At 47.5% G+C, this 14405-nt stretch carries 12 protein-coding genes and 1 riboswitch; of the genes, 3 read left to right on the forward strand and 9 right to left on the reverse strand.

The window, feature by feature from the left end:
- Nucleotides 1-60: 60 nt before the first annotated feature.
- The 4 genes from rpoE to speE form a co-directional block, all read right to left on the reverse strand.
- Nucleotides 61-630, reverse strand: coding sequence for a DNA-directed RNA polymerase subunit delta (rpoE, locus tag WH45_RS22295; protein WP_046216633.1), 570 nt, complete (start codon nucleotides 628-630; stop codon nucleotides 61-63).
- Between the two features lie 216 nt (nucleotides 631-846).
- A complete protein-coding gene (gene argS / locus WH45_RS22300) occupies nucleotides 847-2526 on the reverse strand; it encodes an arginine--tRNA ligase (protein ID WP_046216634.1) in 1680 nt (559 codons plus the stop codon).
- Nucleotides 2527-2640: 114 nt separating this feature from the next.
- Nucleotides 2641-3054: a YwiB family protein gene (locus tag WH45_RS22305; protein WP_046216645.1), complete on the reverse strand. Its 414-nt coding sequence runs from the start codon at nucleotides 3052-3054 to the stop codon at nucleotides 2641-2643.
- 289 nt (nucleotides 3055-3343) lie between these two features.
- The gene (speE, locus tag WH45_RS22310) at nucleotides 3344-4174 is read right to left on the reverse strand and encodes a polyamine aminopropyltransferase (protein ID WP_046216635.1); all 831 of its coding nucleotides are present in this window, start codon (nucleotides 4172-4174) and stop codon (nucleotides 3344-3346) included.
- Between the two features lie 213 nt (nucleotides 4175-4387).
- Here speE and WH45_RS22315 point away from each other — a divergent pair, with 213 nt between their 5' ends.
- Nucleotides 4388-5035 (forward strand): DNA-3-methyladenine glycosylase, encoded by a 648-nt coding sequence (locus WH45_RS22315; protein WP_046216636.1) that lies wholly within the window; start codon nucleotides 4388-4390, stop codon nucleotides 5033-5035.
- 46 nt (nucleotides 5036-5081) lie between these two features.
- Here WH45_RS22315 and WH45_RS22320 read toward each other — a convergent pair whose 3' ends face one another.
- The 5 genes from WH45_RS22320 to WH45_RS22340 all read right to left on the reverse strand — a co-directional run bounded on the left by WH45_RS22320 (nucleotide 5082) and on the right by WH45_RS22340 (nucleotide 12203).
- Nucleotides 5082-7106 (reverse strand): bifunctional diguanylate cyclase/phosphodiesterase, encoded by a 2025-nt coding sequence (locus WH45_RS22320; protein WP_046216637.1) that lies wholly within the window; start codon nucleotides 7104-7106, stop codon nucleotides 5082-5084.
- 322 nt (nucleotides 7107-7428) lie between these two features.
- Nucleotides 7429-9642 carry a LuxR C-terminal-related transcriptional regulator gene (locus tag WH45_RS24180; protein WP_324292947.1) on the reverse strand — a complete coding sequence of 738 codons (2214 nt, stop codon included), beginning with the start codon at nucleotides 9640-9642 and terminating at the stop codon, nucleotides 7429-7431.
- Nucleotides 9635-9886 (reverse strand): hypothetical protein, encoded by a 252-nt coding sequence (locus WH45_RS22330; RefSeq protein WP_017815678.1) that lies wholly within the window; start codon nucleotides 9884-9886, stop codon nucleotides 9635-9637. Before WH45_RS22330 ends, WH45_RS24180 begins: the two co-directional genes overlap by 8 nt.
- Before the next feature lie 17 nt (nucleotides 9887-9903).
- Nucleotides 9904-11334, reverse strand: coding sequence for an ATPase domain-containing protein (locus WH45_RS22335; protein WP_046216639.1), 1431 nt, complete (start codon nucleotides 11332-11334; stop codon nucleotides 9904-9906).
- Nucleotides 11335-11684: 350 nt separating this feature from the next.
- Nucleotides 11685-12203 (reverse strand): YwhD family protein, encoded by a 519-nt coding sequence (locus WH45_RS22340; RefSeq protein ID WP_046216640.1) that lies wholly within the window; start codon nucleotides 12201-12203, stop codon nucleotides 11685-11687.
- A gap of 530 nt (nucleotides 12204-12733) precedes the next feature.
- Nucleotides 12734-12872: riboswitch (cyclic di-AMP (ydaO/yuaA leader) on the forward strand.
- A gap of 11 nt (nucleotides 12873-12883) precedes the next feature.
- Between WH45_RS22340 and WH45_RS22345 the strand changes: the two genes are divergently transcribed.
- Both WH45_RS22345 and WH45_RS22350 read left to right on the forward strand, forming a co-directional pair.
- Nucleotides 12884-13354 (forward strand): C40 family peptidase, encoded by a 471-nt coding sequence (locus WH45_RS22345; protein ID WP_046216646.1) that lies wholly within the window; start codon nucleotides 12884-12886, stop codon nucleotides 13352-13354.
- A 438-nt stretch (nucleotides 13355-13792) separates the two neighbouring features.
- Nucleotides 13793-14290, forward strand: coding sequence for a GNAT family N-acetyltransferase (locus tag WH45_RS22350; RefSeq protein WP_046216641.1), 498 nt, complete (start codon nucleotides 13793-13795; stop codon nucleotides 14288-14290).
- The last annotated feature ends 115 nt before the right edge of the window (nucleotides 14291-14405 follow it).

Consider the following 14405-nt stretch of genomic DNA (forward strand, 5'->3'; position numbering starts at 1 on the left):
AAAGCCAACTATAAATGATCATAAAAAAACCTGCCCGGCATATCGGGCAGGTCGGAGGAATTAACGATCTTCTTCGGTGTCATCCTCTTTGAATTCCGTGCTCTCTTCTTCGAAGTCTTCATCCTCGTCCTCATCTTCGTCTTCGATGACCAGGTCTGCAGTGTCTTCTTCGTCTTCGGTGAAGATATCATCATCATCGTCGTTGCTATCTACATCATCGTAGTTATCATCTTCGATATCATCATCTTCATCCGTTGTATCGGCAACGTCTTCGTTATTGAATTCATCATCTTCGATATCATCATCGTCGTTATCGTCGTTGATAATACGCGGACGTTTGGCGTTGGCTACCGGATCTTCAGCACGTTCCAGTGGATACCAGCGCTTGAGGCCCCACAGGTTGGTACCTACGCAGGCAAAACGTCCATCGATATTCAGCTCGGTATAGAGCTGAGCGATATATTCATTAATCTGCTCTTCCGTATAGCCGCGCAGTTCGGCCACTTCCTTCATCAGGTCACGGTAATACAAAGGTGTATTAATCTTTTTCAATACGGCAAAGGCCAGGTCCACCATCGGGATCTCGTGCACTTTCTCCGGATTAATTTTTAATTCTTGCGGTGTGCTCACTTACGGACACTTCCTCTCGGATCCAAATTCAGTCTGCTTATTTGATTCTATCCCTGTGATGCACGGATAGGAATGAAAAGGCTCTACGATACATTATACAAAATGCTGAGTTAAGTAAACCCTATTTAACTGTAAAAATCAAGTTTTTTACAAAAAACAACAAGTATACTGTACTATTGTTGCATAAAGCAACGGAAAGCGGCGAAATACGCCGTCTTACATGCGGTCTGGTGCAGATACGCCAACCAGACGAAGCACATTGGCGATAACGATACGAACGCTATCCAGCAGGGCCAGACGAGCCAGCGTCTTCGTCTGATCCTCGGTCAGTGTACGTTCTGCCTTGTAGTAGCTGTGCAGCATGGACGCCAGTTCATATACATAACGGATCAGGCGATGCGGTGCAAAGTTGTCTGCAGACAGGGAGATCTCCTGCGGCAGCTCGCCGAGCTTTTGCAGCAGTGCATATTCATGCTCGGTAGTCAGCTGACTGTAGTCGATCTCCGACAGCGCCGGCAGTGTAATGCCCTGCTCTTCGGCCTGGCGGAAAATACTGCAGATCCGTGCATGAGCATACTGTACATAGAATACCGGGTTCTCGTTGGAAGTGGACACTGCCAGATCCATATCAAAGTCCAGATGGGAATCAATGCTGCGCATCGCAAAGAAATAACGAACCGCATCCACGCCCACTTCAGCCATCAGATCTTCCATCGTTACCGCTTTACCGGTACGCTTGGACATTTTGACTTTCTCACCGTTCTGGAACAGGCTGACCATCTGGGCGATCAATACGGTCAGTTTGTCCGGATCATTACCCAGTGCCTGCATCGCCGCTTTCATACGCGGGATATAGCCATGGTGATCGGCTCCCCAGATATTGATCATCCGATCATAGCCGCGTCCGTATTTGTCCTTGTGGTAGGCAATATCCGGTGTCAGGTACGTGTACGTGCCGTCATTCTTGATCAGTACACGGTCCTTGTCATCACCGTAGGCAGTCGTACGCAGCCAGGTTGCGCCTTCTTCTTCATATACTTCACCGCGCTCGCGCAGTTCGCCGAGTGCATCCAGTACCTGACCGTTCTCGTACAGGGATGTCTCGCTGAACCAGATGTCAAAGTTCACACGGAACGCTTCCAGATCGCGCTGGATTTTTTCCATTTCCTTTTTCAGACCGTAATCACGGAAAAAGGACGTGCGCTCGCTGGAGGACATGGACAACAGGCTGTCGCCTTTTTCAGCAACAAGTTCTCTGGCAAAGCCGCGGATATCCTCACCGTGGTAGCCGTCTTCCGGCATCGGTGCGTCCTGTCCCAGCTCCTGCAGATAACGTGCTTCAATCGACAGGCTCAGATTGGATACCTGGTTACCGGCATCATTGATATAGTATTCACGAGTGACCCGATAGCCGGCAAAATCGAGCAGATTGCACAGGGAATCCCCGAATGCCGCGCCACGGGCATGACCCAGATGCAGACTGCCGGTCGGGTTGGCACTGACAAATTCCACTTCGACCTTTTGGCCCTTTCCATTGTCGGTACGTCCGTAGTTGTCGCCCTGCTCATGAACAACCTGGATAACCGGATAAAGGTAGCTTTTGTTGAGGGTAAAGTTGATAAAGCCGGGCCCTGCAATCTCCGCATGCTCAATACCGCCCTGCTGCAGATCCAGGTTGGCGATGATGCTTTCTGCCAGCATACGCGGATTTTTCTTGGCAATGCGGGTGAGCTGCATTGCAATATTGGTGGCCAGATCGCCGTGGTTTTTGTCTTTGGGTACTTCGAGCGTAACTTCCGGCATGTCTTCGGGGCCAATGATACCTGCTGCGAGAACAGCGGCGTGTACGGCTTCCTTGACGGAATTACGGCTTTGTTCCAGTGGATTAACTGTCATTGTCTAATGTTCCTCCTGTATCTTGCACTTCGTCGAGTTGATTTTCCGTGTACAGACTGTACAGCCGGAGATGATTCCATAAATTTATACTTCCGGGCTATTCAATGCTCGGAGTTATGAAGCCTGTATATCCATGCTGACCTTAAAAGTACCGCTCAGCTGTTCATGTACATACAGTTCGTATTCCCAGGTGACTTGGCCCGTATATCCGTTCAGTTCATTATGAATCAATGAAGTATGCGTAATCAGGGCGAAACGGGTAAAAGGCGATCGGTAAAATCCGGTCAGCTGTTCTCCCTGACGGAAGGACTGCTCCGCTTCTACGCCGCCGTGACGCATAATCTTGATCTCATCCTTGCTGATCCTCACTGTTGTACGGACTTCCTGCTGTGCGGATTCGGGTAATTCCGTATAGCGGATATAAATGCTGCTGCCTTTCTGGAAGGCCTGGCCTGTAAAATGGGTGGTGACACTTTCCCCATTCTGGTCACTGTGCAGCGTCAGACGTACTTCGTTCGATTCTGTCATAAAACCCAGCTCCATTTTTGGTATGACTCCATCTTGGCTTGTTGAATATAGAACATTTTCACGATAAATTCAATAAGCACAGTCCCTTCTATTGTACCATTATATTGAAGGGAAAGCCGCTTTTTCCGACAAAAATTAGCGTGTTTCTCGCAATCCTGTGCTCACCGTCCGACCAATTGGCTGTATGGAGTGCAGCATCGGCGTTCAGCAGACCCTTATCCGCGGTGAACACGCAAAAAAACCTGTACATCCCGGGCAGTGCCGCAGGATATACAGGCTGGTGTTTATTTTACTTGCACAGATCTTCGACGAACTTAGGCAGTGCGAATGCTGCTTTGTGCAGGCGTGGTGTGTAGTATTTGTTGCTTTCCATTTCCGGGATGGACGTCTCGTCCACTTCCAGCGGATCGTATTTTTTGCTGCCCATGGTGAATGTCCACAGTCCGCTCGGGTAAGTAGGAATGTTGGCTCCGTATACACGTACGATCGGGAAGATTTCCTTCACGTCTTTGTTTACCTGCTGGATCAGATCCGCTTTGAACCAAGGGTTATCTGTCTGAGCGACGAAGATACCGTCTTCTTTGAGCGTCTCGTAGATTCCCTGGTAGAATCCTTTTTCGAACAGTGGTGCTGCAGGGCCTACAGGCTCTGTAGAGTCAACCATGATCACGTCATATGTGTTTTTGTTCTCGATGATGTGCATGTAGCCATCCGCTACCATCACTTCGACACGCGGATTGTCCAGCTCGCCGGCGATTTCAGGCAAATACTTTTTGGAGTACTCGATGACTTTGCCGTCAATTTCTACCAGAACCGCTTTTTCCACTTCCGGGTGCTTCAACACTTCACGGATTACACCGCCGTCGCCACCGCCGACAACGAGTACATGCTTCGGATTCGGGTGCGTGTTCAGAGCAGGATGAGCGACCATTTCATGATAAACGAACTCGTCTTTGACCGTTGTCATGACCATGCCATCCAGCACCAGCATGCGTCCGAACTCTTCGGTATCAATCATTGCCAGATCCTGAAAATCGGTTTTCTCTGTCACCAGAGTCTCACGGATCTTGGCTGTAATGCCGAAGACCGGCGTCTGTTTCTCGGTGTACCACAATTCCATATTTATTACCTTCTTTCGCGTATATTCAACTGAATCAAGGGGATAGTCCTTATCATTCAATTCGCATTATACGCGATATAATCCCGGACTGCAAAAGGAACTTGAGCAGCTTTTTGCCACGGTGCTTCCCTGGAGAACAGACAGGAATTCTCAAGGTAACAGCAAGCACCGGGTCCGTTATTCCATTTATTCTTAGCAAAGGAGCTGAACTTCATGAATGTTCACGATATTGTACAACTGACAGCACTGGAGGCCGCTCCCCGGCTGCTCGGCAAAATTATTAGCAGAATTACGGAAGATGGCGAGATTCGCTGCCGAATCATCGAGACGGAGAGCTATGGTGGCGCCGAAGACAAAGGCAGTCATGCCTACGGTAATCGCAGAACCACACGTACGGAAATGATGTTCCGGCAGGGCGGGTACGCCTACATTTACCTGATCTATGGGATGTATCATTGCCTGAACGTCGTCACCGGCGAGGAGGATGATCCACAGGCGGTGCTGATCCGGGCGGTAGAGCCGCTCAGTCTGCGGGATGAACAGCTCATGCTAAAGCATCGCCCGGCTGCCGCCCGCCAGCTCAAAAACATTTCCAACGGACCGGGCAAGCTCTGCCAGGCGCTCTCTATCGACAAGTCGCTCAACGGTCAGCATCTGCTGGCAAGCGGTGGTATACTGCGTCTGGAAGATCCCCCGGAAGACACCGTCTATGACATAGAGTCCGGTCCACGCATCAATATCGATTATGCCCAGGATTATGTGTCCAAACCCTGGCGCTTTTATATCAAAGGACATTCATATGTATCTGCCAAAAACACCACGCCACTTCCCTATCTGCCGGAACGTCCCCCGATTTTGTAGTTTCCCCGGCGTGTTGTACCGCAGAAAAAACCGCTGGAACGGAGATTTACTCCGCCAGCGGTATCTGCTCGGCTGTCTGTTCCAGCCACTCATTCATCTGTTCCACGGTCATCGGTTTGCCATAGTAATATCCCTGCATAATATAGCATCCTTTGGACTGGAGGAACTGGATCTGTTCCAGGGTCTCCACCCCTTCTGCCACCATCTCCATGTTCAGGTTATAGGCGATGGCAATAATAGTGCTAATAATCGACTGCTTGGACGCATGATCGATATTGCGGACAAACACCTGATCGATTTTAATAATATCGACAGGCATCTCATCCAGCATGCCCAGTGATGAATAGCCTGTGCCAAAGTCATCCAGGGAAATGCCCACACCCTGCTGCTGAATCTGCTGCAGCTGCTCTACCGTACCTTCAATACCGTTCATCGCGATGGATTCCGTAATTTCCAGTTCCAGATATTCTGCTGCCAGACCGCATTCTGTCAGAATCTCGGCGATACGGTCAGGGAATGAAGAACTCTCAAACATTCGCGCTGACATATTGACTGATATCGGGATACGAATGCCGGCCTGCAGCTGCCAGAGCAGATTTTGCTCGCATACCTTTTTCAGCATCCAGTCGGTCATTGGAATAATAAGACCCGTCTCTTCAGCGATCGGGATAAATTCTCCTGGCGATACGATTCCCAGCTGTGGATGCTTCCAGCGCAGCAGTGCTTCCATTCCGGTCAGGCAGTTGTGCTGGGAATCCCATTTGGGCTGATATACAATAAAGAACTCTTCCTGCTCCTGAGCATTACGCAGATCCTTCTCCAGTTCCATCCGGCGAATCTGGCGCTGGTTCATATCTTCACTAAAAATGCTGTATTTGTTTTTACCGGTATTTTTGGATACATACATCGCCGTATCGGCAGCCCGCATCAGGAAAGTACGTTCAAACCCATGCTGCGGTGTAAGGGAAATACCGATACTTCCTGTAATAAACAGCTGATTGTTCGCCAGATGATATGGCTGCTTGATCGACTCCAGAATCGATTCGGCCAGGCGAACCGTCATATCGACCGAACCCGAACTGGAAGCGATCAAAAACTCATCTCCACCGAGCCGGAATACACTCCCCTGCTCCTTCACGCAAAGCTGCAGCCGTTTGGACACTTCCACCAGCAGCTCGTCTCCCACATCATGACCCAGTGTATCATTAATCGACTTGAACCGATCCAGATCTAGAAACAGCACAGCGCCCTCTGTCTGCTCCGTAAATTCCTTGGCAAAATACCGCTGCAGACCATGACGATTGGGCAAGCCGGTCAGCGGATCACTGTAGGCCATACGCTCCAGTACGTGCTTCTCCACAAATACGGCAGCCCAGGAGGCAGCCAGAATAAACAGGGTGACAATGGCTACCACAGCGATGAGGAATATCTGACCCATTGGAGGTACGCCCTGCAGCTCCTGCTGGGTATAATGAAACTGCGCAGCCGCCATTCCAACATAATGCATTCCGGAGATCGCAAGCCCCATAACAATGGCGCTGCATAGCTTCCATATACTGAAGCTCGGATGATTACGAAAACGGCGGAACAATAGCAGTGCTGCATACGAAGCCAGCAAAGCAGCTGTCAGAGACAGCAGCCAGTAGATCGGATCATACGTAATCATAACGACTGTATGCAGAGCTGCCATACCCGTGTAGTGCATCGCCACGATGCCAGCCCCCATAAACGCGCCGCCCAGACTTATTTTCCATAACCGGGTGACAGCATCCAGGGTAACATAAAAGGCGATCATAGAAGCCAGAATGCTGAACACCGCAGATAAAGCGACAATTCTCAAATCATAGCTCATACTCAGGTCCGCTTCCAAAGCCAGCATACCGATAAAATGCATGGACCAGATGCCGCTCCCCATGACAACAGCCCCCAGGCTCATCCATATCATTTTATTTCTTCCTTTGGACTGAGCAACCTTGCCCACTATGTTTAATGCGATATAGGAAGCCAGAATAGCGATAAGAACGGATAGAGCTACGATATAAGGGTTATAGTGTGCATGTACATATTCCATCGTTCATCTACCCTCCTTTACGTAAAATACTAATTATGCAAACAAGCGGATGGCTCATCCGCCGGTAAATACAAAGCAGAACTACAGTAATACAAAGGTTACCGTCTATCCACAGACTTCTGCTTACTTACTAAACTGTATAGTATATAAAACGGCATTACCGGTCGTTTTTGTGATAGTAGATCATCCTTGGTTTGTAAATACACCAATAAAGCAATTACAACAGAAAAAGACCACCTTAAAAGCCAAGATGGTCTTTGCTGCTATTATTCTGTACTTGTCCGTACAACTATAACGTAAAAACGCATAGCTGCCGACTGACTTAACCTATACTTTTATTAAATACGGCTGCAATCGCTTGTGCGCGATCCGTTACGCCCATTTTATTGAAAATATTGGTCAAATGGTTCTTTACCGTATGCTCACTAATAAACAGTGTAGCTGCGATCTCCTTGTTGCTGGACGCTTTGACGACCAGCTCCAGTACTTCTTTCTCCCGTGGAGACAATCCAAACTGCTTCACAATCGCATCCAGCCCACGACCTTCTGCACCTTCGGCGGTCAGAGTCTGGGCAGCCGGCGCCTTTTCCTCGACCAGATTAATCTCGGTCTGAAGCGTATGTCTGCTCAGTACAAACAGACGGAACTGACTGACCAGTCCCTGATCGACACCGTTGATCTGCAGATCATTGACGACGCGCATATCATGATCGCCGGCACTCGCAATGGCAAAGGCCAGTGCCATAATCTGGCCGCCTTTGGAATAGGAACCGGTGCCAAGTATACTCTGGTCGTCATGAATATGCTTGTAATCCTCAATCATCTCCGCTTCCTGCTGGAACAAATGCGGGAAGCTGCGCAGCATCGAAGGATCCGTACACGACATTAGACAGGCTCGGCCAATAACATCCGCCTCTTCCTTGCTGATCCCGCCCCACATGGCAAATTCCTGTACGATCTTCTGCGCATCGGCAGTCAGCTGGTAATGAGCTATATTCCACTCGCGAATGGATTCATGCAGAATATGAGCAAACCGGTTGCTGTTCGACAGATACTGCTGCCGGTCATGCACCGACTTCATCACTACACTGCCCATCATCGCCAGAGCCGACAGAATCTCGCGACATTCCTCACCTTCCTGCTCGTTGCTAACGGCAACAGCCAGCACCGCTCGTGTACGATCGGCATAGACGATCGGGTACTCCAGCATCAGTGAGAATGGCGTATTGGAATTAATAAAGGAATGCGCAGACGGTTTATCACTATTATCGAGATGACGGCGGGCAATATCCTTGGCATAGGTTTCCCCTTTGGGGCTTTGCATGCCACGCGCGACCATCTGTATTTTTCCATCTTCCGAAGAACGGTGTACCACAATGGATGCGGACGGATTCCACACCAGATTGAGACTCATATCCACCAGCATGAACATGACACGCTGGATGTCCTGCACCGATATAATCATACGTGACAGCTCAATCAGCGGCTTGAACCGCTGCAGCTGCTTTTCCATTTTTTCATACGTAATATGATTGCCGATATACCAGCCCATCAGCGAGATCATGGTTTCCTCAAACTGAGGATTAATACTTGGCACAGACCGCTCTTTGAAGCTCAGTCCAAATAACAGTCCGTACACCTCGTTTTCATAGCGAATCGGGAAGCACTGGACTTCGTAGACGGAATCCAGCCCTTTTTGCTGAAAAAAGTGGTTTCTTGGATCTCTCGATATATCTCTCCAGCGGCTTGGCTGCGGACTGAGGACTGCCTGTCCGAGGAACCCTTCACCTTCGTGGAACACCGATCCACCCAGCGCATTGGCTCCCATGCCCATACTGTTCATAATCGTATACTTGCCCGGAGCCGTTTTGAGAGCGAATCCGAAAATATCCGCCAGATCGCTGCTCGCCAGTACCGCTCTTGTAATCTCCTCAATCGGATTCCCGGTGCTCTGCTCGGTAATCAGCGTCTCGTTGAGCGCATTCAGACGTTCGGTTAACCGGGTTTCCTTAAAACTGGATTTTAGAATGAGCGATAGGGCCTTGGCGAACTTCGTAATTTTCTCACGTTTAAAAATCTCCTGTTCCGGAGAAATCTCACCGCTGTTCTGAATCCAGCTGCGCATTAACTCAATAAAGTCAGCAGGTGCCCCGCTCTCCGGCTGCAGGTAATTCGGGTGCGTAATGATCGATTGAAGTGTTCCCTGCTGAATCAGTATACCGCCCCATACATACAAACCGGTAGCAGACTGATCTACCGATACCGGTGCAATCAGCCATTTTACACCAGGTACCCACTGATCGGACAAAATGGTATGACGAATTCCCTGCAGTTTATCAATCTCTGTCTTGAACATGCTTTTGAGATCACTGGCATACTTGTCAAAGACAGAGGAATCTTCAATATTGGAAGGAGCCGTAATCAGCTGACCCTCATGGTTAGTCACAAAGACGAGCAGGCTCGTCAGCTGTGCATACGTATCCTGAAGTTCCTGACAAATCTCTCTAGTGTCGTTCATCAAATGAGTATCAATCATAAGCATTCAGATCCACTTCTGTCTGTATATAAGGAGCTTTATACCGATAGATAGCACGCATACCCTGTCCGTTCTTTTCCAGAATGGACATCTCCGCCAGACGGTTCAGTGCCTGTTCCGTTACCTGCTGGCTGCGACCAAGCCGCTTGGATAATCCGCTGCTCGTCTCGATCGCATACGGATTATTTTCAAAAAACAACGTGCATTCCATCTGCAATGTAATCACATCACTTTCTGCCACCATAAGGTTCCAATCCCTCCTTATATCAGTTGTACGAAAGGTTTCTCGGCTACATTTGCGATAATGTGTGGAGCAGATACACGCCCACTCGGAGATTTGGTCACCTGCAGATACTGGTAGTTACCATCGACCCAGGTACGGATTACACCGTTGCATGTCCGTTCAAGGAACGAAGCCGTTTCTGTACCAATCTCGGCAAAGTTGCAATGTACTACAATGGTAATACCCAGCGAACGCCACATCGACATCTCTTCCGCAAAATAACGAAGCAGGAAATCTTTTCCTCGCTCGGAAATAATCGTATTCAGATCATAATATACAAACCAGCGCTTGTCACACAATTCTTCACACTCAAAAATCGGATTCAATCGCTCGTTAAGTACTTGTGCATATTCTTCATTGGTTACTTTGTCCACACGGATAATCGCTTTCTCCAGACCCGACTCTACCGCTCTGCGGTAATGTTCAATAAAGAAAGCTTTTCCTTTGCTTGCCGCTTCTCTGAGCGAAACGCCGAACAGCTCGATCGTATCGGCAAACGTATCCAGTGAGGTGTTGCCGGACATCATCGTCACCGTACAATCGTCATCCTTGATGCGCTGGGAATAGATCGAAGACAGCAGGTACCGGTAATTGGCCTTGCTGTTGGTATCAATCATAAATACGCTGCCCCGCGGAATTCCTCCTGCCAGCAGATCATCCAGGGAGTCGATGCCTGTAGACAGCACTTCCGATTCCCGGATCAGCATCTTGTCTTCGGCCATCGACAAAGAAGGCACAATATATACGCCATTATGGATAAATTTGTAGGTATGTTCGCCTTCCAGAATGCGGGTGCCACGCATTTTGAGCACCTCAATCGTCCGCTTGCGGTACTTGTCCATCAGCGGCTTCAGGGATAGACGTACAATGCCATCACAGATGTAATTCTCAAAAGGCATGCTCATACCTTCAAATTCGGAATATTCTCGAATGAAAAATGAAGTCAATGTATGCTTGCGCATAATGTTACGGATGGAATACACATTCGTCCGTACATCCTCTTCATCTCCCACCATTCTAAACAGACTAATGCTGTCGATAACGACCCGTCTGCATCCGATCTCATTCACAATCTGCTCGAACAAGCCATGAGGCTGCAGCATTTGCTCCAGCAAAATATCCGGTTCCATACATATGACACGCAGCTTGTTCTGCCTCTCAAGCTCACGCAGATCCCAGCCAAATCCGGTCATATCATCATAGATCTGCTCAGGAAGCTCTTCAAATGTAATATAAATCCCCGGTTCATTATGCTTTACTGCACCTTCAACCAAAAATTGCATGCCGAACGTCGTTTTACCGGTTCCTGGTTCACCTTCCAGAATAACTACAGCTCCGGGCGGAACACCACCATATAGAATATCATCCAGACCCGGTATACCTGTTTGAACAGCCTTCTTTTTCTGCATATACTGCTCCCTCCATCTGTAGAATATTTTAGTCAAGCAAGGGGTAGCTTTTCCTACGAAGATGACTGTACAGCAATTATAACAACCTATGACGGTTTGGAGAAAGGTATTTTCCATTTTAGTAGAAATAGAAAGGTGTTTATTCAATTATACCCTTTTTTCCCAATTATCAATGAGGAATCCACAATAATTTATTATGCCTCTTCATTAGTGCCGTCTATCGTTCCCGGCGGCCGCCCTGCTCAAAGAAAAAGCCGGAAACCATCCAAGATTTCCAGCTTTTACCTTATATTATTGGTACGTATAATCTCTGTAAAAAGATTAAACTTTTTTACCTATTTTTTTCATTATTATGCTTGAGGTTCCAGTGCCTGCTTTAATTCATCGGAAGAGTTATTCCACCATTCTTCATTATGACTCACCAGCAGCTGGCGAAGAGCCCCCTTGGCTTCTTCATCCAGTCCTTCGAGCATTACCCGGCGTTTGATGGCATAATCCAGTTTGTTCACATGCTCGGCGAGAATTTTCCAGCCTTTTTTCTCTTCTTCGTTGATCCACATCTCACAGGCAGTTGCTCCGGCATAATTTGCTCCTTCAGCCAGTTTATCTACAGCAAGCCACACTACCCATACCTGGCGTCCGCCTTCAACCTCTTCACGATTTGGCGTAAACTTGATACCGCGCTCCACTTTGCTCTTGGCATGCATGGCACCAATATCGATCCGTGCTTCTCCACGGTCTATTATAATAGGAGAAACATTATTCAGATTAATGGCACCGGCCCCAAAGCCCTTGTGCTTGCTGCTTTTGGTACTGCTGCTGATAATATTCAGAGATACCGCCTTTTTACCCGGTTGATTTTGTTCCATGAGTCCATTAACTCCCTTTCTATATTGGATATATGAGTAATAACTGTTTATAATGGTAAAATGGGCTTGTTTGCCCTCCTGCATTTAGTGTACATATTACATCATTTTTATTGTAACGAACAATGGATTAAAAGCCAACGCACGTCGATTCTTGTCACATTTTTAATTAAAACACGAATTTAATTGTCTCAAATGTATAAAGTTTACAAAATTATAACCGAAAAAGAGTTAAGAACAGTCAAGAATAAGCTTCAATCGGCAGTAAAGATCACCTGCCGAGCTACAAAGATTAAATTTTTTTAATAATTACAAAGCTGATAGTGACGGGCTTTCTCGCTTGCTAACGGATACATTTAGCCAGTTATACTTAAAAAAGGCTGAATAAACGTTTGCCAAAGTAAAAAACCTCTGTTAAAATAAATCCAGCGAGTTATTAGTAACAACTTTGTAAACTTTGAGAATGAAGCTTGTAACTTTTGTCAGAAAAGATGAAATTTGTCGTGAAGTGAATATGGACTACGGTGCAATCAATAAGTGTAAAGCCAAATTCCGTGGCACCGGGAAGCGGGGGAACCGTTTTGGGTGAATTGATCTTGTTTCGGAGGGATCATAGGGGAAACCTTCTACCGAATCCTTAAGCTAACCTCGTAGGCATTGGAAGGGGACAAATGATTTTGAATATGAAAAAGAAACTAACCGCCGCACTAATGGGATTCGCAATTGCGTTTACTGTTATGGGGACTAGCAGTGCAAGCGCAGATTCCAAAATGGACCAGATCATCGAACCAGCCATGGGTACACCTTATCGTATTGGTGGAACATCCTTCAGTGGTTTCGACTGCTCCGGATTTACTCAATATGTATTTGGTCAAATGAATATCGATCTGCCTCGCCAATCTTCTTCTCAGTATCAAGTGGGCGATGCGGTATCCAAGAGTGATCTGCAAGCCGGGGATCTGGTATTCTTCAACACTACAGGGGCAGGCGTTTCTCATGTAGGTGTTATGGTAAGCAAAAGCCAATTCGCACACGCTTCTACATCCAAAGGTGTACGAATTGATAACATTGATATGGACTACTACCAGAACCGTTATGTTGGTGCTAAGCGTGTAATGAGCAACTTCTCTTACAGCAACTATGCGGCCGAGTAATTAACAGCTATCTTTATCTAATATAAATTCATTTACCAACCGTGAGAGATTCCCGCCAGAATCTTTTGCGGTTTTTTTATTGCTTACCTATATAGACGTACTAACCCGGGAATGGGTTACATATATTTTGAAAATGATGAGTATAATGTGTAGTTCGGATAGATGAGTCAGTTATGTCTACTATATAGTACCCTTTCTGTAATTATGGTAAACACTTTTTCCAGTAAAAATTAATATTTAATTATAAATGTACCCTTCATGCCGACCCTCTAATCCAACCATAATTCGTTAAGCTCTGGCTCTTCCATACTGCTTTATTCCGGCAAAGAAACAAGGAGGCTTGAATGTACAGTAGCCGGGTTTTATAATTTGGGGTAACTATACATGATGTTGTGTCAGCACGTGCTACACCATTATTCTTGATGAGGAGGTGCTGTCATGAGTCACCTTTCTGTCCCTTATTTCCATACTGCTCCCCTCAATGAACAGCAGGCTGCCCAAATCTGCGAATGGGTATATGAGCCGCCTTATGATATTTATGGGTGGATGTCATGGGAGCAGATGCAGGAGCTGGGGATTGAATTCGGAGATCCCGAACTGCGGGAGCAGCAGTACCTGGCTGTACTGGATGCAGACGGCGGTTTGGCCGGCTTTGCGCAGCTTTTTCCGCTGCAGAATACAATCCGGCTCGGTATTGGAATGCGGCCCGAGCTGTGCGGCAACGGATATGGAGCCGAGTTCACCCTGGCGATTGTGAGAACTGCTATCGAGCGTAATCCGGAGGCGGAAATTGATCTGGAAGTGCTCACCTGGAATCAGCGGGCGATCCGGACTTATCAGAAGGCCGGGTTTCAGATTACGGATACGTATACACGGCGTACACCGGATGGCATGAAGCCTTTTTACTGTATGGTCTATACGAAGCAGCACTCCTGACAAGAATCTTCCCAATGCAAAAAAGCCCACATCATAGCTGAACTGCACCCCTTAAAATGGACATTAGAAAACCCCTCGGTTAAACTAATGAGCATTTGGGGGTGCATTTTTCATG

Origin of the sequence: Paenibacillus wulumuqiensis, from assembly GCF_000971965.1 — a bacterium.
In the GTDB taxonomy this organism is placed as follows: Bacteria; Bacillota; Bacilli; order Paenibacillales; family Paenibacillaceae; genus Saccharibacillus; species Saccharibacillus wulumuqiensis.